The 23,774-nt window shown below is 59.4% G+C and carries 17 protein-coding genes; 13 read left to right on the forward strand and 4 right to left on the reverse strand.

Features of this window, described 5'->3' with window-relative positions; translation table 11 throughout:
- Window positions 1-191: 191 nt before the first annotated feature.
- The 6 genes from recC to GHO41_RS09825 all read left to right on the forward strand — a co-directional run bounded on the left by recC (window position 192) and on the right by GHO41_RS09825 (window position 11,882).
- Window positions 192-3,641, forward strand: a complete 3,450-nt coding sequence (gene recC, locus GHO41_RS09800) for an exodeoxyribonuclease V subunit gamma (protein WP_153433446.1) — start codon at window positions 192-194, stop codon at window positions 3,639-3,641.
- On the forward strand, window positions 3,641-7,330 hold the full coding sequence (gene recB / locus GHO41_RS09805) for an exodeoxyribonuclease V subunit beta (RefSeq protein ID WP_153433447.1): 3,690 nt from the start codon (window positions 3,641-3,643) through the stop codon (window positions 7,328-7,330). Before recC ends, recB begins: the two co-directional genes overlap by 1 nt.
- Window positions 7,327-9,411 (forward strand): exodeoxyribonuclease V subunit alpha, encoded by a 2,085-nt coding sequence (gene recD / locus GHO41_RS09810; protein ID WP_153433448.1) that lies wholly within the window; start codon window positions 7,327-7,329, stop codon window positions 9,409-9,411. The genes recB and recD overlap by 4 nt, the downstream gene beginning before the upstream one ends.
- A 115-nt stretch (window positions 9,412-9,526) precedes the next feature.
- Window positions 9,527-10,102, forward strand: a complete 576-nt coding sequence (locus GHO41_RS09815) for a YfiR family protein (RefSeq protein WP_153433449.1) — start codon at window positions 9,527-9,529, stop codon at window positions 10,100-10,102.
- Entirely contained in the window at window positions 10,099-11,370 is a 1,272-nt protein-coding gene (locus GHO41_RS09820) for a diguanylate cyclase domain-containing protein (RefSeq protein ID WP_153433450.1), read from the forward strand. Before GHO41_RS09815 ends, GHO41_RS09820 begins: the two co-directional genes overlap by 4 nt.
- Before the next feature lie 5 nt (window positions 11,371-11,375).
- Window positions 11,376-11,882 (forward strand): OmpA family protein, encoded by a 507-nt coding sequence (locus GHO41_RS09825; protein WP_153332114.1) that lies wholly within the window; start codon window positions 11,376-11,378, stop codon window positions 11,880-11,882.
- A 63-nt stretch (window positions 11,883-11,945) separates the two neighbouring features.
- On the opposite strand, the gene GHO41_RS09830 is transcribed toward GHO41_RS09825, so the two are convergent.
- Entirely contained in the window at window positions 11,946-12,893 is a 948-nt protein-coding gene (locus GHO41_RS09830; RefSeq protein WP_153338177.1) for a LysR family transcriptional regulator, read from the reverse strand.
- 129 nt (window positions 12,894-13,022) lie between these two features.
- Here GHO41_RS09830 and GHO41_RS09835 point away from each other — a divergent pair, with 129 nt between their 5' ends.
- Both GHO41_RS09835 and mmsB read left to right on the forward strand, forming a co-directional pair.
- The gene (locus GHO41_RS09835) at window positions 13,023-14,537 is read left to right on the forward strand and encodes a CoA-acylating methylmalonate-semialdehyde dehydrogenase (RefSeq protein ID WP_048391240.1); all 1,515 of its coding nucleotides are present in this window, start codon (window positions 13,023-13,025) and stop codon (window positions 14,535-14,537) included.
- A gap of 10 nt (window positions 14,538-14,547) precedes the next feature.
- On the forward strand, window positions 14,548-15,435 hold the full coding sequence (gene mmsB, locus GHO41_RS09840) for a 3-hydroxyisobutyrate dehydrogenase (RefSeq protein WP_153433451.1): 888 nt from the start codon (window positions 14,548-14,550) through the stop codon (window positions 15,433-15,435).
- A gap of 53 nt (window positions 15,436-15,488) precedes the next feature.
- On the opposite strand, the gene GHO41_RS09845 is transcribed toward mmsB, so the two are convergent.
- The 3 genes from GHO41_RS09845 to GHO41_RS09855 form a co-directional block, all read right to left on the reverse strand.
- Window positions 15,489-15,833, reverse strand: a complete 345-nt coding sequence (locus GHO41_RS09845) for a cupin domain-containing protein (RefSeq protein WP_019410498.1) — start codon at window positions 15,831-15,833, stop codon at window positions 15,489-15,491.
- Window positions 15,834-15,997: 164 nt separating this feature from the next.
- Complete coding sequence (locus GHO41_RS09850; protein WP_048372995.1) at window positions 15,998-17,401, reverse strand: amino acid permease; 1,404 nt, start codon at window positions 17,399-17,401, stop codon at window positions 15,998-16,000.
- Window positions 17,402-17,540: 139 nt separating this feature from the next.
- Window positions 17,541-18,425, reverse strand: coding sequence for a LysR family transcriptional regulator (locus GHO41_RS09855; protein WP_048372994.1), 885 nt, complete (start codon window positions 18,423-18,425; stop codon window positions 17,541-17,543).
- Between the two features lie 182 nt (window positions 18,426-18,607).
- On the opposite strand from GHO41_RS09855, the gene GHO41_RS09860 reads away from it, so the two are divergent.
- From GHO41_RS09860 to ggt, 5 genes are all read left to right on the forward strand, one after another.
- A complete protein-coding gene (locus GHO41_RS09860; RefSeq protein WP_153391170.1) occupies window positions 18,608-19,372 on the forward strand; it encodes a sulfite exporter TauE/SafE family protein in 765 nt (254 codons plus the stop codon).
- A 171-nt stretch (window positions 19,373-19,543) separates the two neighbouring features.
- Window positions 19,544-20,128 (forward strand): NAD(P)H-dependent oxidoreductase, encoded by a 585-nt coding sequence (locus GHO41_RS09865; RefSeq protein ID WP_153374791.1) that lies wholly within the window; start codon window positions 19,544-19,546, stop codon window positions 20,126-20,128.
- 133 nt (window positions 20,129-20,261) lie between these two features.
- The gene (locus GHO41_RS09870; protein WP_371928889.1) at window positions 20,262-21,173 is read left to right on the forward strand and encodes a LysR substrate-binding domain-containing protein; all 912 of its coding nucleotides are present in this window, start codon (window positions 20,262-20,264) and stop codon (window positions 21,171-21,173) included.
- A 357-nt stretch (window positions 21,174-21,530) separates the two neighbouring features.
- A complete protein-coding gene (locus GHO41_RS09875; protein WP_048391257.1) occupies window positions 21,531-21,800 on the forward strand; it encodes a hypothetical protein in 270 nt (89 codons plus the stop codon).
- A gap of 153 nt (window positions 21,801-21,953) precedes the next feature.
- On the forward strand, window positions 21,954-23,621 hold the full coding sequence (ggt, locus tag GHO41_RS09880) for a gamma-glutamyltransferase (protein WP_048372986.1): 1,668 nt from the start codon (window positions 21,954-21,956) through the stop codon (window positions 23,619-23,621).
- Window positions 23,622-23,774: the final 153 nt, after the last annotated feature.

Consider the following 23,774-nt stretch of genomic DNA (forward strand, 5'->3'; position numbering starts at 1 on the left):
TTGGGGAGTTGTTGCCGCATCGATGGCAACCGGCTTAGTTGCGCAAGACGGGATGCCCGGACGCTTACCTTGCAGCTCACAGCTCACAGCTCACAGCTTGCAGCTTGCAGCTTGCAGCTTGCAATGCGCCAATTCCCCCGAGCAATGTTAAGGTTCGCCTTTGGATTTTGTTTTCTCCTAAGGATGCCGTCATGCCGGTTACTACGTCTCTCAATGCAGGTTTTATGGTGGTCCACGGTAACCGCCTTGATGAGTTACGCAGTCTGGTCGTTAGCTGGATGCGCCTTTACCCCTTGGCGCCTCTGGAGAACGAAATTGCTCTGGTGCAGAGCAACGGTATTGCCCAATGGCTAAAGCTGGCTCTGGCCGAAGATGCTCAAGATGATGATCTGGGCGGCTGCGGTATTGCGGCGGCAGTAGACGTGCAACTGCCCGGCAGTTTCATGTGGCAGTTGTATCGGATGGTATTAGGCAGCGAGGAAATCCCCGCCAAATCGCTGCTCGATAAAGCGCCCCTGACATGGCGTCTTATGCGCTTGCTCCCGGCCCTTATTGATCAGCCGCACTTCGAGCCCTTACAGCGCTTTCTGACCCACGACACCGATCTGCGTAAACGCTATCAACTGTCAGAACGCCTGGCCGATTTGTTCGACCAATATCAGGTTTATCGCGCAGACTGGCTGGAGGACTGGGCCGCCGGTCGCCATCAATTACGCAATGCTCGAGGTGAAAGCCCAGCCTTAAGCCCTGCCAACTGCTGGCAAGCCGAACTATGGCGAGCCTTGCTGCTCGACGTTGGCGAGGAAGGCATGTCGCAAAGCCGTGCCGGGGTTCACCAACGTTTTATCGAGAAGATAAACAGCCTCGAACAAGCACCGCCCGGCCTGCCTGCACGGGTGATCGTTTTCGGTATTTCGTCACTGCCCGCTCAAGCGCTGGAAGCCTTGGCAGGGCTCGCACGTTTTAGCCAAGTCCTGTTGTGTGTGCACAATCCTTGTCGCCACCATTGGTCTGACATCGTTGCGGACAAAGATCTGTTACGCCATCAGTACAAACGCCAAGCACGCAAAGCCGGGATGCCCACAGCGCTGGATCTCGACATCCTTCACCAACACGCGCATCCGCTGCTTGCCGCGTGGGGTAAACAAGGTCGCGACTACATCAACTTGCTCGATAGCTACGACGATCCCAACAGCTATCGCAGTGCGTTTCGTGATGGCCGCATCGACCTGTTCAGTGAAGTCGAGCCACGCAACCTGCTCAATCAATTGCAAGACGACATTCTTGAGTTGCGCCCCCTTAACGAAACCCGTGAACTGTGGCCCGCTGTCGATTTAGAAACAGATCACTCCATCCGCTTTCACATTGCCCACAGTGCGCAACGAGAAATCGAGATACTTCACGACCAGTTGCTCAAGCGATTTAGCGACAACCCGGACCTGCAACCGCGCGATGTGATCGTGATGGTGCCGGACATCGACAGCTACGCTCCGCATATCCGCGCCGTGTTTGGTCAGATCGAGCGCGACGACCGTCGCTTCATCCCCTACACCCTGGCCGACCAAGGTCAGCGCGGCCGAGACCCGCTACTGATTGCCATTGAGCACCTGCTCAAATTGCCTGACAGCCGTTTCCCGGTCAGCGAAATTCTTGACCTGCTGGACGTTCCGGCCTTGCGAGCCCGCTTCAACGTGCAAGAGCGTGATTTACCGACGTTGCACCGTTGGATCGAGGGCGCAGGTATTCGCTGGGGGCTCAATGCACAGCAGCGTGCAGGTCTCGGCTTGCCGACTGACCTGGAGCAAAACAGTTGGCGGTTCGGCTTGCGCCGCATGCTGTTGGGTTATGCCGTCGGCAGTGGTGAAGCGTGTGATGGTATTGAGCCTTACGATGAAATCGGCGGCCTGGATGCGGTATTGATCGGCCCGTTGGTGGCCCTGCTTGATGCTCTGGAAATCGCCCACCAAGAACTGTCGCAACCGGCATTACCGCAGCAATGGGGCGAGCGCCTGCAAGCGTTGATGCAGTTATTCTTCCTGGCCGAAACCGAGCACGACGACTACTTGCTGGCCCAGCTCGAGGAGCTGCGTGAGACCTGGCTCGAAACCTGTGAACTGGTTGGCCTGCAAGACGAATTACCGTTAACCGTGGTACGTGAAGCTTGGTTGGCGGGCCTTGACCAAGGCAAGTTGTCTCAGCGCTTTCTCGCCGGGGCCGTCAACTTTTGCACCCTCATGCCGATGCGTGCGATCCCATTCAAACTCGTCTGCCTGCTCGGCATGAATGATGGTGACTACCCACGTGCGCAGCCGCCGCTGGACTTCGACTTGATGGGCAGTGACTACCGCCCGGGCGATCGTTCCCGCCGCGAGGATGACCGTTACCTACTGCTTGAGGCGCTGTTATCTGCCCGCGAGCAGCTTTATATCAGTTGGGTAGGGCGCAGTATTCGCGACAACAGCGAGCGTCCGGCCTGCGTTTTGATTGGCCAATTGCGCGATCACCTTGCCAGTGGCTGGCACCTTCAAGCGGGCCATGACCTGCTTGAGGCCATGACTCAAGAGCACCCGCTGCAGCCCTTCAGCACGCGTTACTTTCACGAAGGTGATCCTCGCCTGTTCAGCTATGCCCGTGAGTGGCAACAACTGCACGAACCACAGACTGTCCCGGTGCCGCCCGGAACACTCGCGGCCCACGAGCAGGAAGAACCTTTAAACCTTACTCAGTTGCAGGACTTCTTGCGAAACCCTGTGCGCCACTTCTTTAGTCAGCGTCTGAAAGTGTTTTTTGAAGCGGCTGAAGTGCCGCTGGAAGATGAAGAACCTTTCGTGCTCGACGCGCTGCAGCGTTACACCCTAAGCGACAGCCTGCTTGAAGCGGCCCTCGCTCAGCCAGATCAGCCGGGACAGGCTTTAGAGCACCGCGCCCGACGTCTTCAAGGCAGCGGTTTGTTACCGATGGCAGGCTTTGGTGAGTGCCTGCAACACGAACTGATTGAGCCACTCCCCGATGTTTTGCAGCGCTACCAACAGCTTCTGGCTTTGTGGCCAACGCCGCTCAATAGCGCGCTGCCGGTGAGTTTTGAAGGTCACGGGTTGATGCTGGAAGGGTGGCTGAGCAATTTGCATCAACGCAGTGACAACGGCCTACTGTCCATCACCACGATTCCTAACAGCATTGGGGCGATTAAAACGCGCAAATGGCATCGTCTGACGCGCTCATGGGTCAATCACCTGGTGGCCTGCGCCAGTGGCCTGGACATGTCCACTGCCCTGGTTGCCAGTGATGACACCTTGCTGCTCGCCCCGCTAACCCCCGACCAGGCCCGCGATATTCTGGGTAATTTACTCATGGCCTGGAAGGTCGGCATGGGCCGTCCGCTGCCCGTTGCAGTAAAAACGGCGTTCGCCTGGCTGGCCCAAAGCGATCCGGCCAAGGCCGATGCCGCCGCGCAAAAAGCCTACGAAGGTGACGGTCAAACCAGCGACGGCGAGCGCCGTGAAAGTGCAGCACTGGCGCGCCAGTTCCCCGATTACGCCGCATTGATGGCCGACGGTGAATTTGAAGACTGGTGCGATGCACTCTATCGCCCACTCTTTGATGCGCCTTGGCGCTCATTAAACAGCGAGGAGTCCCGCTAATGAGCGAGCAAAAAGTACCTTTAGCGTTGGCTTTTCCCCTACGTGGCAGCCAACTGATCGAAGCCAGCGCCGGGACCGGCAAAACCTTCACCATTTCGGCCCTCTACCTGCGCCTGATCTTGGGCCATGGCGGCGCCGAGACCGGGTTTGGCCGTGAGTTATTGCCCCCGCAAATTTTGGTAGTGACCTTCACCGACGCCGCCACCAAAGAACTGCGTGATCGCATCCGCACTCGGCTCGCTGAAGCGGCGCGGTTCTTCCGTGACGAAATCAAGGCCCCGGATGCGCTGGTTGAACAACTGCGCGACGAGTTCCCGCCTGAGCAGTGGGCCGCCTGTGCTGGCCGCCTCGACATCGCCGCGCAATGGATGGATGAAGCTGCCGTTTCAACGATCCACAGTTGGTGCCAACGCATGCTGCGCGAGCACGCCTTCGACAGTGGCAGCCTGTTCACCCAAACCCTCGAAACCGACCATAGCGATTTGCTCGGCGAAGTGCTGCGCGATTACTGGCGACTGTTCTGCTACCCCATGCACGGTGACGCGCTGAACTGGGTACGAGCTAACTGGGGCGGCCCTGGCGCTTTAATGCCACGTGTTCGCGCCTTGTTTGGCAGCTCTCGTCCTAGTGCAAATGCAGAACAAACCCCGGCTGAGATCATTGAAGCCTGCTTGCAAGAGCGTCGTCAGGCGCTGTCACAGCTCAAAACCCCATGGTTGCAATGGGCTCAAGAGCTACGCGATATCTGCCTGCAAGGCGTGGCCGCCAAAGCCGTTGATGGTCGGAAAATGCAAGCGCGTTACTTCGAACCCTGGTTTGAAAAGCTCAGCGCGTGGGCGTCTGACGAGTCCCAAGAGCAACTTGATCTGGGCACCGGCTTTACCCGCCTGACACCAGACGGCATGGCCGAAGCCTGGAAGGGCGACCCCCCTCATCACCCTGGGCTGGACGCCATGGCAGGGCTGAAAACAGCGCTGGATGCATTGCCCAGCCCTGATGCTGCCGTGCTGGAGCACGCAGCCCGCTGGGTGAGCGCACGCTTTGAAGCAGAAAAGCGCCGCCGTGCCGAGATGGGGTTTGATGACATGCTGCTCAGGCTGGATGCCGCACTGCAGGCTGAGGCCGGTGAGCGATTGGCGACCTTGATCCGCGAGCAATTCCCTGTCGCGTTGATCGATGAGTTCCAGGACACCGACCCGGTGCAGTACCGCATCTTCGAAACCATCTACCGCATCGAAGACAACACCCCGGAAACGGGCTTGTTCCTCATAGGCGACCCCAAACAGGCGATTTATGCCTTCCGTGGCGCGGACATCTACACCTACTTGCGCGCCCGTCAGGCCACCAGTGGCCGGCTGCATACGCTGGACACCAACTTTCGCTCCAGTCATGCCATGGTCGAAGCGGTCAACCTGGTCTTTGAGCGGGCCGAGCAGCGAGACACCGGGCGCGGCGCTTTTTTGTTCCGTGACGGCGCTGAAAATCCGGTACCTTTTGCTCCGGTTAAATCCTCGGGGCGCAAAGACACGTTGCAACTGGATGGCCAGCCCATCACGCCTTTAACATTTTGGCAATTGCCATCCGAGCAGCCCGTCTCGGGCATCGTGTATCGCCAGCAACTAGCGGCGGTGTGCGCCAGCCAAATTGTTGAGTTGCTCAATGGCGGGCAACAAGGTCGCTGTGGCTTCGCCAGAGAAGGCCAGACCTTAAAAGGTCTATTGCCCGCTGACATTGCCATTCTGGTCCGCGACGGTAAGGAAGCTCAGGCCGTACGGCGAGAATTATCAGCACGGGGTGTACGCAGCGTTTACCTGTCGGATAAGGATTCGGTCTATGCCGCGCAAGAAGCCCACGATGTCTTGGCCTGGCTCAAAGCCTGCGCCGAGCCGGACGTTGAGCGCCCGCTACGCGCCGCTCTCGCCTGCATCACCCTGGACTTGCCGCTGATTGAACTCGAACGCCTGAACCAGGACGAACTGGCCTGGGAGCGGCGCGTCATGCAGTTCCGTGGCTACCGCGAAACCTGGCGTAAACAAGGTGTACTCGCCATGTTGCGCCGCCTGTTGCATGACTTTGAATTACCTCAGGCCTTGATCGCCTGCCCGGACGGTGAGCGCGTGCTGACCAACCTGTTGCACCTGTCGGAACTGTTGCAGCAAGCCGCTGCGGAACTGGATGGCGAGCAAGCATTGATCCGGCACTTGGCCGAACACCTGGCCTTGTCCGGGCAAGCGGGCGAAGAACAAATCCTGCGCCTTGAAAGCGATGAACAGTTGGTCAAAGTGGTGACCATCCACAAATCTAAAGGTCTGCAATACCCCTTGGTATTTTTGCCGTTTATCTGCTCGACCAAACCTGTGGATGGCAGCCGTTTACCGCTGCATTACCACGATGCGCAGGGCAACGCTCACGTCAGCCTGAAGCCGACGCCCGAGCTGATCACTCAAGCGGATGACGAGCGTCTGGCCGAAGACCTACGCTTGCTTTACGTGGCGCTGACGCGTGCCGAGTATGCTTGCTGGCTGGGCGTTGCCGATCTTAAACGCGGCAACAACAATCGTTCGGTCCTGCACCTTTCAGCTTTGGGCTACCTGCTGGGCGGTGGTGCGCTGTTGGCCGAGTCCACGGCGTTGGAACGCTGGCTGGCGGACTTGCAGCAAGACTGCACGGCGATCCAGTACGGCCCCGTTCCAGCCGTCAATGATGACCGTTTTTACCCACCGCTCAATCAGGCCACCTTGCTCAAACCGTTGGTGCCGACCCGTCGTGCGGCAGAAAACTGGTGGATTGCGTCTTACAGCGCATTGCGCATTGGTGACAGCCTCAGCCCTGCCGAAGCCCCTGACAGCGCCCTGGCGCAAAAGCTCTCGGACGATGAAAGACTGGACCCGGACGCACCGCGTGATGTGTTGCTCAGCGGTGGTGATATCCACCGATTCCCGCGTGGGCCGAATCCCGGGACCTTCCTCCACGGCTTGCTGGAGTGGGCGGGCAGTGAAGGCTTCAACGCCGATGCCGACACCGTCAAAGACGCCGTAGCCCGGCGCTGTAACCGACGCGGCTGGCAAGGCTGGATCGACACCCTGAGCGACTGGTTGCAGCATCTGCAGCATGAGCCGTTGCGTCTGAATAACGGCCAGCCTGCTGTGGTACTGAGTGAACTGAACCAGTATCAAATCGAAATGGAATTCTGGTTCGCCAGCCACAAAGTTGATGTCCTGCAACTGGACCAGCTCGTACGTGAACACACCCACGGCGGCGCGGCGCGAGCGGCTGCTGAGCCGAGCCTGCTCAATGGCATGTTCAAAGGCTTTATCGACCTGACATTCGAACACGAAGGCCGGTACTACGTGGCGGACTACAAATCCAATTGGCTGGGTGCTGACGATTCGGCCTATACCGAACAGGCAATGAACACCTCGATTCTGGACAACCGCTACGACCTGCAATACGTCTTGTACCTGCTGGCCCTACACCGTCAACTCAAGGCCCGCCTGGCGGATTACGACTACGACCAGCACATGGGCGGCGCGCTGTACCTGTTCTTGCGTGGCACGCGCTCGCAAAGCCAAGGGGTGTTTTTTGCCCGACCACCCAAACAATTGATCGAAAGCCTGGACTTGCTGTTCCAGGGCAAACCGCAGCTCAAACCCGCTGAACCGGCGTGGGAACAGGGAGTGTTGTTATGAGTCGTTCGTTTGCCGAACTGTTGCCCACGCCATTAACGGCCGAAAGCCTGGCCGAGCTCCAGCCTTTGAAACACGCCGCCGATTTGCTGCTGTTGCTTGAGCGTTGGGTTGAGCGCGGCTGGCTGCGCGCACTGGACAAAGCCTTTGTTGCGTTTGTGCATGAACGCGACCCGCAGGGCGACCCATTGGTGTTGTTGGCCGCGGCCCTGACCAGTCACCAGTTGGGCCACGGCCACGTCTGCCTCGACCTGTTTGAAACCCTTAAACAACCGGACTTCGCGCTGTCATTGCCGCCCGAAGGCGACCCGCAAACCGGTGCCATGTTGTTGCCCTCGCAACTGCTTGAGGCGCTGGATGGCGATACTTGGTGCAAAGCCCTACAGAACAGCGCGTTGGTTGAGCAGGCGGGCGAGCCATCGGCCGACTCGTCGAGCCGCCCTTTGGTGCTCTGCGAACGCCGCCTGTACCTACGCCGCTATTGGGCCTATGAGCGACGAATCGACAGCGCATTGCGCCAGCGTCTTTCATCTTCCGAACCCACGCCGGCCGATTTGCCTGCGCGGCTGAACGGGCTTTTCGGTGCTGCGCAGGGCAATGCGCCGATTGACTGGCAAAAGCTGGCCTGCGCGTTGGCCACACGCAGTGCCTTCAGCATCGTCACGGGCGGCCCGGGCACCGGCAAAACCACCACTGTGGTGCGTTTACTGGCGCTGCTTCAGGCCCCGGCGGTTGAAGCGGGCGCTCCCTTGCGGATTCGTCTGGCGGCGCCCACGGGCAAAGCGGCTGCGCGCTTGACCGAGTCCATCAGCCTGCAAGTTAAATCGTTGGAAGTGGACGACAAGGTTCGGCAAAAAATCCCCAGCGATGTCACCACTGTTCACCGCTTGCTGGGCAGCCGCCCCGGTACGCGGCATTTTCGGCATCACGCTGGCAATCGCCTGCCGCTGGACGTCTTGGTCGTCGATGAGGCCTCGATGATCGACCTTGAAATGATGGCCAACCTGCTGGACGCATTGCCCGAACATGCCCGGCTGGTGCTGCTGGGTGACAAGGACCAGTTGGCCTCGGTCGAGGCGGGTGCGGTATTGGGCGATCTGTGCCGCGATGCCGAAGCGGGCTGGTACACCCCGCACACCCGTCAATGGCTGGAGGCGGTCAGCGGCGAAAACCTTGCCGCCAGCGGTTTGCAACAAGACCTCGACGGCACCCACCCGCTGGCTCAGCAGGTGGTCATGCTGCGCCATTCGCGGCGCTTTGGTGAAGGCAGCGGCATCGGCCAACTGTCGCGCCGGGTCAACCAGCAACTGCCGCAAGAAGCTCGGGCGCTGTTGACGGCGGGTACCTACCCCGACCTCTTCGCCTTGGCGCTCAAGGGCGAGCAAGACCGGGCCTTCGAGCGTCTGGCGCTGGAGGGCCGAGGGGCAGAAGCCAAAGGCTATCGGCATTATCTTGAGGTTCTACGCGATCAGCGTCCGCTCGCGGCGGCGGGCCTTGAAGACCCCTGCTGGGCCGCGTGGGCCGGCAAAGTGCTGGAAGCCTTCGAAGCGTTTCAGGTGCTGTGCGCCGTGCGCAAAGGTCCGTGGGGGGTTGAAGGCCTGAATGAGCGAATTACCCGAGCCTTGTTCTCCCGCAAGCTGATTGACAGCGACCAGCATTGGTACGAGGGGCGGCCGGTGCTGATGACCCGTAACGACTATGGCCTGGGGCTGATGAACGGCGACATTGGTATTGCACTCAAATTGCCCGAGCTGGACGGCCAGAGCCAACGCCACGTCTTGCGTGTGGCCTTTGCCCGTAATGACGGGCAGGGCGGCATCCGCTTTGTGCTGCCAAGCCGTCTGAATGATGTGGAAACCGTGTACGCCATGACCGTGCACAAATCCCAAGGCTCTGAGTTTTCGCACACCGCGCTGGTACTCCCCGAAGCGCTTAACCCCGTGCTGACCAAAGAGCTGATCTACACCGGGATCACCCGTGCCAAACACTGGTTCAGCCTGGTTGAACCTCGTGCCGGGGTCTTCGAAGAGGCTGTGCAGCGCAAGGTCAAACGCCTGAGTGGCCTGATGTTGGGCTTGGGGTGAGCGCCCTGAAAAGGGACGAACTGAGCCGGCAATAAGGCGACCGGTATCACAGCCCCTAGACGGGCTGTGGTATCGTTTCGACATTATTCTTGGAATGAATACAGAGATTTCCTGCATGGATGTGGCTGTCTCATCGACAGAGCAGCGTTTTGGAGGGTGGCTGCGATGCCTTTCTCTTTGCCTGTTGCTGTTCAGCACTCCCTGCCTGGCCCAACCTGACGCTTCCGTTAATCTGGCGGATCAGCGCGCCAAGGCTGTGACCCAAGTGGTGCTCGGCATCCTCAGTTATGCGCGTTGGCCTGCCGAGCCCGCCCAGTTGGAACTGTGCGTGATCGGTCCTACCGAATACACCGACGACTTACTCAAAGGTACGACTCAATCCAGCGGCAGGCCGGTGCATGTCACTCGTTTGCTGGCGAACAATCCGGCAATTGCCACCGCCTGTCACGCCGTCTATCTGGGCAAATTAAGCACAGAAGAGCGCACCTACGTGTTCGACATCCTGGCTGGCCAAGCCGTGCTGAGCATCAGTGAAGAGGTCAGCCAGTGCACGGTCGGCAGTTTGTTTTGCCTGAACGTGCGCGATGATCAAGTAGCGTTTGAAGTGAACCTCGACTCGGTTGCCCGCAGCGGCGTGCGTATTCACCCCAGCGTGTTGCAACTGTCACGCCGTCGGGTCGAACAGCCATGAGCCTGATCAAGCGTTCTCGTAACCGTCGCAGGTTGCGCTCGGTGTTGCGTCGCGGGCATTTGAGTGTGGCGTTGGTCGCCGTGGTGCTGGCCAGCCTTTCATTGACGCTGTTGGGCATCCTTGCGCTCAAGGTGTACGCCGACCACAACCTGCATTTGATTGCGCGGGCCATCAACTACACCGTCGAGGCCGCCGTGGTGTTTGATGACAAAACAGCCGCGTCCGAAGCGCTGGCCATGATCGCGTCCACCGAAGCCGTGGCCGAAGCCAAAATCTACAACGTCGAGGGTGAGTTGCTGGCCTACTGGCGCCGTCCGGAAAGCGGCTTTCTGTCGCGGGTCGAAATGCTCTTGGCCAATGGTTTGCTCGAACAGCCTATTAGCGTGCCGATTGAGCATCAGGGCAAGCAGGTAGGGGCGGTTATCGTCAGCGGGCACGGTGCCAATGTGTTGCGCTTTTTGCTCAGCGGATTGTTTGGCGTCATCGTCTGTACCGCACTCAGCGCCTGGAGTGCGCTGTACTTGTCGCGGCGCTTGCTCAATGGCATCACCGGGCCTTTGCACAAACTGGCTGAAGTGGCCCACGCTGCACGCAGTGAACGAGCTTTCAACCGCCGCGTGCCCTCTGCGCAGATTGCTGAAATGGACAGCCTGGGCAATGACTTCAATGCATTGCTGGACGAGTTGGAGTCTTGGCAAAGCCACCTGAAAAGCGAAAATCAGGCGCTGGCGCATAAGGCCAGCCATGACTCGCTCACCAATCTGCCCAATCGCGCCTACTTTGCTGCGCGGCTGGCGCGAACCCTGCGCTCGACCAACCCGGTCAACGATAAAGTCGCCGTGCTGTTTCTCGACAGCGACCGCTTCAAAAACATCAATGACACCTACGGCCATGCCGCCGGTGATGCCGTGTTGGTCGCCGTGGCCACCCGCGTGCGTGCGCAATTGCGCGAAGACGACGTGGTCGCGCGTTTTGGCGGTGACGAATTCGCCATCCTCCTGGCGCCGCTGTATCACGTTGAAGACGCCCAGCGCATCGCCGACAAGATCATTGCCAGCATGCAGGAGTCGGTCGAGTTGCCCGGTCACATCAGCATCGTGACCTCGCTCAGCATCGGCATCGCCGTTTATCCCGAACACGGTGCAACCCCGGACTTGCTGCTCTGCGCAGCGGATGCGGCGATGTACCAAGCCAAACGCCTCGCCCGGGGCGGACAACAACTTGCCGAGTCGGAGTACTCGCCAACCCCGCTATTACCAGGAGCTTAACCCCCATGCATACAGTCACTCGTCGCTACCAACAGCTGTTCGGCGTGGTCTGGTTAATGGCCGTGCTGGTCTTGACCGGCTGCCAGACCGCCGCCCCGCAAAAAGGCCTGAGCGCCGCGCAGATCGCCGTGTTGAAGGAACAAGGTTTCCAACTGACCGACGAAGGCTGGGCGTTTGACCTGTCGGGCAAGGTGCTGTTTGGCAGTGACCTGGACGCGCTCAACCCGCAAAGCCAGCAAGTCGTTGAGCGTATTGGCCGTGCTTTGCTGGGCGCCGACATCCCGCGCGTGCGGGTAGACGGGCACACTGACTCTTCGGGGCAAGAGTCCTACAACCAACAACTGTCCGTGCGCCGTGCCAACAGCGTGGTCAAGGCACTGACCAAAGTCGGCATGCAGCCTGAAAACATCCAGACCCGTGGGCTGGGCAGCAGCGCCCCCGTGGCCTCCAACAAAACCCGCGCCGGGCGCACCGAAAACCGCCGCGTCTCGATCATCGTCATTGCCGACTAGCCCTAGTTGGAGCGAGCTTGTCTCGCGATCTTTTGATCTTTCAGAAGATCGCGAGGCAAACCTTCAGTCCGCAAACCTCAACGCCCGCGTCTCCCCAAGCAGCAGCGGCGCATTCAGCTCCGTCACGTTGCGGATGTAATCCCACAGCAGCGTGATCCGTTTCAACTTCCTCAAGTCCTCGCGGCAGTACATCCAGAACTGCCGTGTCAGGTTGATTTCATCGGGCAGCACCGGCAATAAACGCGGGTCTTGCGCCGCCAGAAAACACGGCAAAATCGCCAGTGAACGCCCTTGTTGCGCTGCCACGTACTGCGCGATCACGCTGGTGCTGCGCAAGTTGGCGCTGGCGCCGGGCAGCACGTTGGCCAAGTACAGCAGCTCGGAACTGAACGCCAAGTCGTCAACGTAGCTGATAAACGGGTGCTCGGCCAAGTCGGCAGCCCGGCGAATGGGCGGGTGCTGGTCCAGGTAGTCCTGGGTGGCGTACAACTGCAAACGGTAGTCGCACAGTTTGCAGCACACATAAGGCCCGTGTTCCGGGCGCTCCAGCGCAATGACGATATCCGCCTCACGCTTGGACAGGCTGATGAAGTGCGGCAGCGGCAGGATATCCACCGAGATGGCCGGGTAGGTGTCGACAAAATGGCTCAGTTGCGGGGTGATGAAAAAGCTCCCGAAACCCTCGGTGCAGCCCATGCGCACGTGCCCCGATAACGCCACGCCAGAGCCGGACACTTGCTCGCAGGCCATGTGCAGCGTGCTTTCAATGGACTCGGCATAACCCAGCAAACGCTGGCCTTCGCTGGTCAGCGTAAAGCCATTGGTGCGCGACTTTTCGAACAGCAACGTGCCCAGGGCGGCTTCCAGCGAGCTGATGCGCCGCGACACCGTCGTGTAGTCCACGGCCAGGCGCTTGGCCGCGCTGCTGGCCTTGCGGGTTCGGGCTACCTCGAGAAAAAACTTCAGGTCGTCCCAGTTCAATGCGCTTAACGATGTGATGTTTTTTTGCATGTTTGACCGGCTTTTATGTGCGTTCTTATTAGAAGAACGCACACCTATACTCCAAAAACACTCCTGCGACCAATCTGGACGCCCGCCCCTGTCGTTTACGGGCTCATAAAAATAAATTCGGAGACTTCCATGAACGTTTCTACCACCCCGTACCAAAATGCCCGCCTGCTGATTGATGGCGAATGGGTCGAGTCGCAGACCACCGAGTGGCACGACATCGTTAACCCGGCCACCCAGCAAGTGCTGGCCAAAGTCCCGTTTGCCACCCCCGATGAAGTCAACGCCGCCATTGCGGCCGCGCAACGCGCTTTCCAGACCTGGAAGCTCACGCCCATCGGCGCGCGGATGCGCATCATGCTCAAGTTGCAGGCGCTGATCCGCGAACACTCCAAACGCATCGCCACCGTCCTCAGTGCTGAACAAGGCAAAACCATTGCCGACGCCGAGGGTGATATTTTCCGTGGCCTGGAAGTGGTCGAACACGCGTGCTCCATCGGCACCTTACAAATGGGCGAATTCGCAGAAAACGTCGCAGGCGGCGTCGATACCTACACCCTGCGCCAACCTATCGGCGTGTGTGCGGGCATTACCCCGTTCAACTTCCCGGCCATGATCCCGCTGTGGATGTTCCCGATGGCCATTGCCTGCGGTAACACCTTTGTTCTCAAACCTTCCGAGCAAGACCCGCTGTCGACCCTGATGCTGGTCGAGCTGGCGCTGGAAGCGGGCGTGCCACCGGGTGTGCTCAACGTGGTGCACGGCGGCAAAGCGGTGGTAGACGCGCTCTGCACCCACACCGACATCAAGGCCGTGTCGTTTGTCGGCTCAACCGCCGTCGGCACTCACGTCTATGACCTGGCCGGCAAGCACGGCAAGCGTGTGCAGTCGATGATGGGCGCGAAAAACCACGCCGTGGTACTGCCTGACGCCAACCGTCAGCAAACCCTCAATGCACTGGTCGGCGCCGGTTTTGGGGCGGCCGGTCAGCGCTGCATGGCCACCTCGGTGGTGGTGTTGGTGGGCGCGGCCAAACAATGGCTGCCGGACCTCAAAGCGCTGGCGCAAAACCTCAAGGTCAACGCGGGCAGCGAGCCGGGTACGGATGTCGGCCCGGTGATTTCCAAGCGTGCGAAAGAACGCATCCTGGGGCTGATCGAAAGCGGGGTCAAAGAAGGCGCGGTACTGGAACTCGATGGTCGCAACATCAGCGTGCCGGGCTTTGAAGACGGCAACTTCGTCGGCCCGACCCTGTTCTCGGGCGTGACCACTGACATGCAAATCTACACCCAGGAAATTTTTGGCCCGGTGCTGGTGGTGATCGAGGTCGATACCCTCGACCAGGCCATTGCTCTGGTCAACGCCAACCCGTTCGGCAACGGCACCGGCCTGTTTACCCAAAGCGGTGCGGCGGCGCGCAAGTTCCAGAGCGAAATCGACGTGGGCCAGGTCGGCATCAACATTCCGATCCCGGTGCCGGTGCCGATCTTCAGCTTCACCGGTTCGCGCGGCTCCAAACTCGGCGATCTGGGCCCGTACGGCAAGCAAGTGGTGCAGTTCTATACTCAAACCAAGACGGTCACCAGCCGCTGGTTCGACGATGACAGCGTGAATGATGGCGTCAACACCACCATCAATCTTCGTTGAGGACATTACCATGAACATCGCATTTATTGGCCTCGGCAACATGGGCGCGCCCATGGCCCGCAACCTGCTCAAGGCCGGGCATTCGTTGAACCTGTTTGACCTCAACAAAGACATCCTCGCCGAACTGGCGGCGCAGGGCGGGCACATTAGCGCCTCGCCACGTGAAGTCGCACAGGGCGCTGAGTTGGTGATTACCATGCTGCCAGCGGCGGCCCATGTACGCAGCGTGTGGCTGGGTGAAGACGGCGTATTGGCCGGTATCACCGAAGGCGTGCCCGCGGTGGATTGCAGCACCATCGACCCGCAAACCGTGCGCGACGTTGCCGCCGCAGCCGCCAAGCAGGGCGTGCACATGGCGGATGCCCCGGTGTCCGGCGGCACCGGCGGCGCGCAAGCGGGCACCCTGACCTTTATGGTCGGCGCCAACAAAGCGTTGTTCGACACGCTGCACCCGGTGCTGTCGCAAATGGGCCGCAACATCGTCCATTGTGGTGAAGTGGGCACCGGCCAAGTGGCCAAGATCTGCAACAACCTGGTGCTCGGGATCTCGATGATCGCGGTCAGCGAAGCCATGGCGTTGGGCGCGGCATTGGGCATCGACAGCCAAGTACTGGCGGGGGTGATCAACAGCTCCACCGGGCGCTGCTGGAGTTCCGAGGTGTACAACCCGTGGCCGGGCATTGTTGAGACGGCCCCGGCATCACGCGGTTACACCGGTGGTTTTGGCGCCGAACTGATGCTCAAGGATCTGGGGCTGGCCACGGAGGCCGCGCGTCAGGCCCATCAGCCGGTGGTGCTGGGCGCCGTGGCGCAACAGTTGTATCAAGCCATGAGCTTGCGCGGAGAGGGTGGCAAAGACTTCTCGGCCATCATCAACGGCTACCGCAAACCCGAATAGGGTTTTCCAGGGAATCCGCGTCGGGCGGATTCCCTGGGTTTTACCGGATGCGATCAGGCAAAAACGAAATACTTGCGCACGGTTTCAACCACTTCCCACGTGCCTTTCATCCCCGGCTCAATCACAAAAATGTCACCGGCCCGCAGATGGATCGGCTCTTTACCCTCCGGGGTGATGATGCAATAGCCTTCACGGAAATCGCAGTATTCCCACTTCACGTACTCCACGTACCACTTGCCGGGCGTGCAGATCCACGTGCCCATGATTTTGTCGCCGTCCTCGCTGGTGTAGGCATTGAGGTTGACGGTATGCGGGTCGCCTTCGAGCTTTTCCCATTTGCAGGCATCCAGTACAGGCAAAGGATGCGTGTCGCGAAGTACGGTAATCGGCGCAGACATAAGAACTCCGTTGAGGGTGTGAGACACAAACCTCACCCTAACGGGCCTTGCGCGTGGGCAGATGCCTGGTTCCGACACTCAGCGGCCCGAATACGCACCCCCAGATACGCAAAAGCCCCGGCACTTGAGGGCAAGTGCCGGGGCTTTTTAATTGCGCGTCGGGATTAGTGGCGGTTAACCAGCGTTTTGCCCATGCGCAGGCGCACGCGGTAGAACACGTAAATGATCAGCAGCCACACTGGCATCGCATACACCGAAGGGCGAACGTCGGGGATCATCCAGATTACCGAGACGATCACCGCCATAAACGCCAGGCACAGCATGTTGCTGAACGGCGACCAGAACGCTTTGAAGCCAGGCTCCACACCACGCTGGGCCATCGCCTTGCGGAACTTGATGTGGGTGAGACTGATCAGCGCCCAGTTGATCATCAGCGAGGCAACCACCAGCGCAAACAGCAGTTCCAGCGCTTTGTGCGGTGCCACGTAGTTGACCACTACACACAACAACGTCACCAGCGCCGACACGCCCAGCGCGCGCAGCGGCACGCCATTTTTGGTCAGCTTCATCAGCACTTTCGGCGCATCACCTTGTTCGGCCAGGCCAAACAGCATGCGGCTGTTGCAGTACACGCCGCTGTTGTACACCGACAGCGCGGCGGTCAGCACCACAAAGTTAAGGATCTGCGCGGCGGTGTCGCTGCCGATCAAAGCAAAAATCTGCACAAACGGGCTGCTGCCGTAGGCATCGCCACCGGCGCCCAGCGTGACCAGCAACTGGTCCCACGGGTACAGCGCCAGCAGCACGGTCAGTGCGCCCACGTAGAAAATCAGAATCCGGTACACCACCTGGTTGATGGCTTTGGGGATGACTTTTTTCGGCTCGCTGGCTTCGGCGGCGGTGATACCCACCAGCTCCAGGCCGCCAAAAGAGAACATGATGAACGCCATGGCCATCAGCAGCCCGGTGCCGCCATTGGGGAAGAACCCGCCGTGGCTCCACAGGTTACTGATCGACGCTTGCGGGCCACCGGCGCCGCTGAACAGCAGGTAGCAACCGAGCACGATCATGCCGAGAATCGCCACCACCTTGATGATCGCGAACCAAAACTCCATCTCGCCGAAGACTTTGACGTTCAGCGTGTTGATCAGGTTGACCAGCACAAAGAACACCACGGCGCTGACCCACGTCGGCACCTCGGGCCACCAGAACTGGATGTATTTACCCACGGCCGTCAGCTCGGCCATGCCCACCAGTACGTACAGCACCCAGTAGTTCCAGCCCGCCAGGAAGCCCGCGTAACCGCCCCAGTATTTGTGCGCAAAGTGGCTGAACGATCCCGCCACCGGCTCTTCAACGATCATTTCGCCCAGCTGGCGCATGATCAGAAAGGCGATAAAACCGGCAATCGCATAGCCGAGAATCATCGACGGTCCCGCCGACTTGAGCACGCCTGCCGAGCCCAGAAACAGCCCCGTACCGATCGCGCCGCCCAAGGCAATCAGCTGAATATGGCGGTTTTTCAAGCCGCGTTTGAGTGTGACCGGGGGGGAGTTAGCGTCAGCCATCGGTTGCCCTGTTGGTTGGTGTATTCAGTGTGTTGATGCCATCACCCGGATGCCTTGGGTGCCAGCAAGCCGGGGATATTACTCTTGGTAAAAATTCAGGCATACAGGCGAAGGCGTCTCTGGGAGATTTCTTACAGATTTAATTCGTCGATAACGCCTCAAACAAGGCCTTGGCGTAAGCCGGTAATTGTTCAAACGAACGGGCGCACAGTAACAATTTGCGCGCCGCCCACGGCTCGCTCAGGGGCAAAACGCTGAACGTGGGCGGCGCTTGCCAGCGTTCAATCGTGGCCTTGGGCACAATGCCCAGCCCGGCGCCCCTGGCCACCATGCGCACCACACCGTCAAACCCTTCTGCGCGGATCCGCACCTGCATGCGCGTGCCTGCATGCAGCGCTTGTTCCTCCAGATACACCGCCAGCGCGCTATTGGCCGACAGCCCGACATAATCATGGCTCAGGGTGTCTGCAAACGTCAGCGCGGGTTCTTGGGCCAGCGGGTGGTCCTGCGGAATCACCAGCACCAGCGGGTCGTCGCGAAAAGGCCGGGTGTACAGGTCGTGGGTATCCACCGCGGTGGACACCACACCAATGTCGGCGGCGTTCTGGCGCAAGGCGTGGGTAATGCGCAGGCTGGTAAGTTCTTGCAGGTCGACACTGATGGCCGGGTGCTGGTGCACAAAATCGGCCAGCAACTCCGGCAGGTACTCCGTGAGGGCGGCGGTATTGCACAACAGGCGCACCTGGCCTTTAAAGCCATGGGCGTACTCGGCCATGTCGTGATGCACGCGCTCGACCTGTTGCAGCAACAGCCGGGCATGTTGCGCCAGGGCTTGCCCGGCGGGTGTCGGGCTGACGCCTCGGCGGCTGCGCTGCAAACACTCAACCCCAAACGCGGCCTCCATGGCACGAATGCGCGCACTGGCGGCTGCCAGCGACAAATGGCTGAGGCTGGCGCCCGCCGTAATATTGCCCGCCTGCACCACATTCAAATACAAGCGCAGATCAATCAGGTCGAAATGCATATTCCGAGTACGCCTCAATTCAACTGTAGGAGCGAGCTTGCCTCGCGATCTTTTGATCTTTTAAAAAGATCGCGAGGCAAGCTCGCTCCTACAGGGGGGATTGTCCTGCCTATTGCTAAACAAGAGCCTGGCTCAATGTATGACGCATTTTCAAACCTTGCGCCATCCCCCAGCATGGCCACATGAATACATTAATCGCGTACTACCAACACTTGGGCTGGGCCTTGTCACTGCTGGTGATGATGACCTTTCTGCTGGCGGGAACGGTCAAAGGCATGATTGGCCTGGGCTTGCCCACCGTCGCCATGGGCATGCTCGGCCTGGCTATCGCTCCGGCGCAGGCTGCGGCGTTGCTGATCATCCCTTCCATCGTTACCAACACCTGGCAACTGGTGGCCGGCGGGCAACTGCGCGAGCTGATCAAACGCTTGTGGCCCATGCAAGTGGGCATCTTGCTGGGCACCGGTCTGGGCGTGCTATGGCTGAGCGTCGACAGTGGCGGTTGGGCCGTGCGCGCACTGGGCGCGGCTTTGTTGCTGTACGCCCTGGTCGGGCTGTTTCTACCAGCCCTGCACGTGCCGGCGTCTGCCGAGCGCTGGGCGGGACCGGTCTGCGGGTTGATCACAGGCATCATCACCTCGGCCACCGGCGTTTTTGTGATTCCTGCCGTGCCGTACTTGCAAGCCCTGAGCTTGAACAAAAACCAATTGGTCCAGGCCTTGGGCTTGTCTTTCAGCGTCTCGACCCTGGCCCTGGCGGCCGGGCTTTATTGGCGCGGCGCGTTGGGCGGTGGCGAACTGAATGCCTCGGTGCTGGCGCTGTTGCCCGCGATGCTGGGCATGTGGCTGGGGCAATGTTTGCGTCAACGCATCAGCGCTGCGTTGTTCAAACGCGTGTTCTTTGTCGGCATGGCGGTGTTGGGTGCTCATTTATTGATCAGCGGCTAAAGCTGCTTTGCAACAATCCGATAGTTATTCGTGATCTGCACGCAAAGGTAATTTGCTTTAGCGCGGGTTTTTCCTAAAGGCTGGGCTCTATATCGTGGCCCTACGTTTTAATCCTTTAAGACCCCCGTGCCGCTCAACAGCGCTGAGGGTTAACTCCTGAAGAGGCTGCTCATGAAAAAAATTCTGTTACTCAATGGTGCTAAAAAATTCGCCCACTCCGATGGCCGCTACAACCTGACCATGCACGACACCGCGCTGGCCTTTTTTGATCGTCAGGGTTTTGAAGTCAAAGTCACCCACATCGACGAAGGCTACGACGTGGCCGAAGAAGTCGAAAAATACCTGTGGGCCGACGTGGTTATTTACCAAATGCCGGGCTGGTGGATGGGCGCGCCGTGGATCGTCAAAAAATACATCGACGAAGTCTTCACCCAAGGGCATGGCAAGCTCTACGCCAGCGATGGCCGCACCCGTTCCGACGCGTCGCAGCGTTATGGCAGCGGTGGTCTGATTCAAGGCAAACAGTACATGTTGTCGCTGACCTGGAATGCACCGCAGCAAGCGTTTGAAGACCCGGCCGACTTCTTTGAAGGCAAGGGCGTGGACGCGGTGTACTTTCCGTTCCACAAAGCCAACCAGTTTTTGGGCATGACCGGCTTGCCGACCTTTCTGTGTGTCGACGTCATGAAACGCCCGCAACCTGACGTTGACGCGGCGCGTTACGAGCAACACTTGAGCGAAGTCTTCGGCTTGTAACCTGCCTGAAAGCTGCTCGTGGTCGCTGTCGAGGAGCGAGGGTGCCACCTTATTTCACGACGGCTTTGCAGCCGATCGCAGCCTCGTACCTCGTCAGCGACTACTATGCAGTCGTTACCAATGAGGGGCACGTGTGAAAGCCAGATCCGATGAGCTGCAAATATTTGTCTCGGTGATTGAGTGCGGTTCGATCTCCGCCGCTGCCGAGCAAGCCGGGCAAACGCCTTCGGCCGTCAGCCGCACGCTGTCACGGCTGGAGGCCAAGCTCGAAACCACGCTGATCAACCGCACCACGCGGCGCATGGACCTGACCGAAGAGGGCAAGTTCTTCTTCGAGCAGGCCAAGTTGATTCTTGAGCAAATGGACGAGCTCGAAGAGCGCCTCATCTCGCACCAGCGCACACCGTCCGGGCGTCTGCGCATCAACGCAGCGGCGCCGTTCATGCTGCACGCCATCGTGCCGTACCTCCCTGAATTCCGGGCGCTGTACCCCGAGATCCAGCTGGAACTCAACAGCAACGACCTGATCATCGACCTGCTAGAGCAAAGCACCGACATCGCGATCCGCATCGGCACGCTGGCTGACTCGACCTTGCACGCCCGTTCATTGGGCTGCAGCCCGCTCAACATTCTGGCCAGCCCCGAGTACATCGCCCGGCGCGGTGTACCCAACAGCGTGGCCGAGCTGGCCAACCACACCCTGATCGGCTTTACCCAAAACGACGGCCTCAACCAATGGCCGTTGCGGTTTGCCCAAGGTGATCGCTGGCCCATTCAGCCGGCCATCAGCGCTTCCAGCGGCGAAACCGTTCGCCACTTGGCGCTGCAAGGGCAGGGCATTGCCTGCCTGTCGCACTTCATGACCCACGAAGACATCAGCGCCGGGCGCTTGCAGGTGCTGTTGGGCGAATTCAACAGCGGCTATCGCCAGCCCATTCATGCCGTGTACTACCGCAACTCGCAGTTGGCGTTGCGCATTCAATGCTTTCTGGACTTTATCCAGACCAAGCTGGCGAGCTATGCAGCGCCGTATTTCAAAGACTGACGGGCTTACTCCTACAGACGTTTAAGGCCAGCACCCACACATATAGCAACGTCTGCACCTGACGCATCGCTTTCTATTGAGTGAAGTTTCCGAGAGAATCCCGACCGCCTTGCGGCGCTCGATAGGCGTGGATAGTCTCGCTGAGTCATTGACAATCAGTGACCGGCTTTGACAGGCCTAACAGAACTAGCTGGGCGGCGTCATAAACAGTTCATCGTGTTATGGCGGCTGTGTGCGGGGCACTTTCGAGTGCGCCGGGTTTTGCTAGCTCCCCCGGTCTGTCAAACCGCACATAGCTGCCACCTGTTCCGTTTGACAGCGGGGGGGATGGTAGCTCCACACGTTTGGAGCCCTAGCATGAGTAAAATCGTCCCCGATCCACCCCTAAATTCCCTTAATACCGCTGCTCACGCCTGTACCTCACTGTTCGGTATCAACTCCGGCATTGGTGCGCGTGACGCGCTGACGCAGGTTTCGCTGTTGCTTAAAGGCGCTGAACTCAACGCCGACGATATTGGCTCGCACCTCAGCGGCTTTGAAGCCGAGCAACTCTGGCGCATTACCCACAGCGTCGAGCTGGCGCGTGGCGTGGTCGATGCACTGCTGGCGGACCAACCACCCGCTTAGGTGCGGGTGCAGGCGGCAAGGTGTAGAGGTTGAACACCTTCGCCGTCTGCGGCTTTTGTGTAGCGCTGCGCAGTTTTCCTTTTGCTGTTTGAAATTTTTGACGAAATCAGACAAGGTTCGGCAACAGTTGATAACAATAAAAGGAAGTAGCGAATGCGTATTGTGTGGTTCAAAACCCTGGCCTTGACGGCGGCCATTGCCGCCAGCTCCTCGGCGTATGCCGTCACTCTGGAAGGCGGCGCAGTGGCTGCACCGGATCAATACGGCGCTGAAGTGGCAGCGCAAATCCTCAAAAAAGGCGGCAACGCGGTCGATGCCGCCGTCGCGACGGCCTTCACCCTGGCCGTGACTTACCCCGAAGCCGGCAACATCGGTGGCGGCGGTTTCATGACTTTGTTCATTGATGGCAAACCCTACTTCCTCGACTACCGCGAGACAGCCCCCAAAGCGGCTAGCCGCGACATGTACCTCAATGACAAAGGCGAAGTCATTGAAAACCTCAGTCTGGTAGGTTCCCGTGCGGCGGGCGTGCCGGGCACTGTCATGGGCTTGTGGGAGGCGCATCAGCGCTTCGGCAAATTGCCATGGGCCGAGCTGATCACCCCGGCCGTGGGTTACGCAAAAAATGGTTTCAAGGTGGCCGACCAGCAATTCCAATACCGCGAAGATGCGCTGGCGCTGTTTAACGGCACCACCAACTTCGGCGATTACTTCGGCACCATGAAGCCGGGCGAAACCTTCAAGCAGCCAGAACTGGCCAAGACCCTGGAGCGCATCGCTGACAAAGGCGCCAAAGAGTTCTACCACGGTGAAACCGCCGACCTGCTGGTCGCGCAAATGCAAAAAGACAAAGGCCTGATCACCAAAGAAGACCTCAATGACTACAAGGTCAGCTGGCGTGAGCCGATGCGTGTCGATTTCCGTGGCAACACCTTGTACACCGCGCCGTTGCCCAGTTCGGGCGGCATCGCCTTGGCGCAACTGATCGGTATTAAAGAAGACCGTGCGGCAGACTTTAAAGGTGTGGAGCTGAACTCGGCCCCGTACATTCACCTGCTGGCGGAAATCGAAAAGCGCGTGTTTGCTGACCGTGCCGATTACCTGGGCGACCCGGACTTCGGCAAAATGCCGGTGGCTGAGCTGACCGACCCGGCGTACATCGCCAAGCGTGCGAAAGAAGTTAATCCGAAAGCGATTTCCGAAACCGCCAAGGTCAAACCGGGCCTGGAACCGCATCAGACCACGCACTTCTCCATCGTCGATAAAGACGGCAACGCCGTGAGCAACACCTACACCCTGAACTGGGATTACGGCAGCGGCGTTGTGGTTAAAGGCGCGGGCTTCTTGCTCAACGATGAAATGGACGACTTCAGTTCCAAGCCGGGCGTGGCCAACGCCTTTGGTGTGGTGGGCGGCAATGCCAACGCCATCGAGCCGGGCAAACGCATGCTGTCGTCGATGAGCCCAAGCCTGGTCACACGCGATGGCAAGGTCACACTGGTACTCGGCACGCCGGGCGGTTCGCGGATATTCACCTCGATCTTCCAGGTGCTGAACAACATCTACGACTACGACCTGCCGCTGGAAAAAGCTGTGGCAGCGCAGCGCGTGCATCACCAGTTGTTGCCTAAAGACACCATCTACTACGACGCTTACGCACCGCTGACCGGCAAAGTCGCGGATGAGCTCAAAGCTATGGGCTACACCCTGGAAGATCAGGGCTGGAACATGGGCGACATCCAGGCCATCCGTGTTAACGGCACCGCCCTGGAAACCGCCTCCGACCCACGTGGCCGTGGCGTAGGGCAAGTCGTGAAGTAACCTCTTAACTCTGTAGGAGCGAGCTTGTCTCGCGATCTTTTGATCTTTTTAAAAGATCGCGAGGCAAGCTCGCTCCTACAGTTTTCTCACTTTCTGCGCAATTTGTTACCATCCATTTCTCGTTTTCTCCCTTCGCGTCTCCCGTCTTTTAGG

Origin of the sequence: Pseudomonas sp. FSL R10-0399, assembly GCF_009600165.1 — a bacterium.
Lineage (GTDB): Bacteria > Pseudomonadota > Gammaproteobacteria > Pseudomonadales > Pseudomonadaceae > Aquipseudomonas > Aquipseudomonas helleri.

What these genes read in the sequence shown, in the direction of transcription:
- GHO41_RS09865 (WP_153374791.1), top strand. Translation starts at nt 19,544, where the DNA reads ATGAAAAAAATTCTGTTACTCAATGGTGCTAAAAAATTCGCCCACTCC.
- GHO41_RS09855 (WP_048372994.1), bottom strand. Translation starts at nt 18,425, where the DNA reads ATGCATTTCGACCTGATTGATCTGCGCTTGTATTTGAATGTGGTGCAG.
- GHO41_RS09815 (WP_153433449.1), top strand. Translation starts at nt 9,527, where the DNA reads ATGGATGTGGCTGTCTCATCGACAGAGCAGCGTTTTGGAGGGTGGCTG.
- GHO41_RS09830 (WP_153338177.1), bottom strand. Translation starts at nt 12,893, where the DNA reads ATGCAAAAAAACATCACATCGTTAAGCGCATTGAACTGGGACGACCTG.
- GHO41_RS09860 (WP_153391170.1), top strand. Translation starts at nt 18,608, where the DNA reads ATGAATACATTAATCGCGTACTACCAACACTTGGGCTGGGCCTTGTCA.
- mmsB (WP_153433451.1), top strand. Translation starts at nt 14,548, where the DNA reads ATGAACATCGCATTTATTGGCCTCGGCAACATGGGCGCGCCCATGGCC.
- GHO41_RS09825 (WP_153332114.1), top strand. Translation starts at nt 11,376, where the DNA reads ATGCATACAGTCACTCGTCGCTACCAACAGCTGTTCGGCGTGGTCTGG.
- GHO41_RS09835 (WP_048391240.1), top strand. Translation starts at nt 13,023, where the DNA reads ATGAACGTTTCTACCACCCCGTACCAAAATGCCCGCCTGCTGATTGAT.
- GHO41_RS09845 (WP_019410498.1), bottom strand. Translation starts at nt 15,833, where the DNA reads ATGTCTGCGCCGATTACCGTACTTCGCGACACGCATCCTTTGCCTGTA.
- ggt (WP_048372986.1), top strand. Translation starts at nt 21,954, where the DNA reads ATGCGTATTGTGTGGTTCAAAACCCTGGCCTTGACGGCGGCCATTGCC.
- GHO41_RS09875 (WP_048391257.1), top strand. Translation starts at nt 21,531, where the DNA reads ATGAGTAAAATCGTCCCCGATCCACCCCTAAATTCCCTTAATACCGCT.
- recC (WP_153433446.1), top strand. Translation starts at nt 192, where the DNA reads ATGCCGGTTACTACGTCTCTCAATGCAGGTTTTATGGTGGTCCACGGT.
- GHO41_RS09850 (WP_048372995.1), bottom strand. Translation starts at nt 17,401, where the DNA reads ATGGCTGACGCTAACTCCCCCCCGGTCACACTCAAACGCGGCTTGAAA.
- recD (WP_153433448.1), top strand. Translation starts at nt 7,327, where the DNA reads ATGAGTCGTTCGTTTGCCGAACTGTTGCCCACGCCATTAACGGCCGAA.
- recB (WP_153433447.1), top strand. Translation starts at nt 3,641, where the DNA reads ATGAGCGAGCAAAAAGTACCTTTAGCGTTGGCTTTTCCCCTACGTGGC.
- GHO41_RS09820 (WP_153433450.1), top strand. Translation starts at nt 10,099, where the DNA reads ATGAGCCTGATCAAGCGTTCTCGTAACCGTCGCAGGTTGCGCTCGGTG.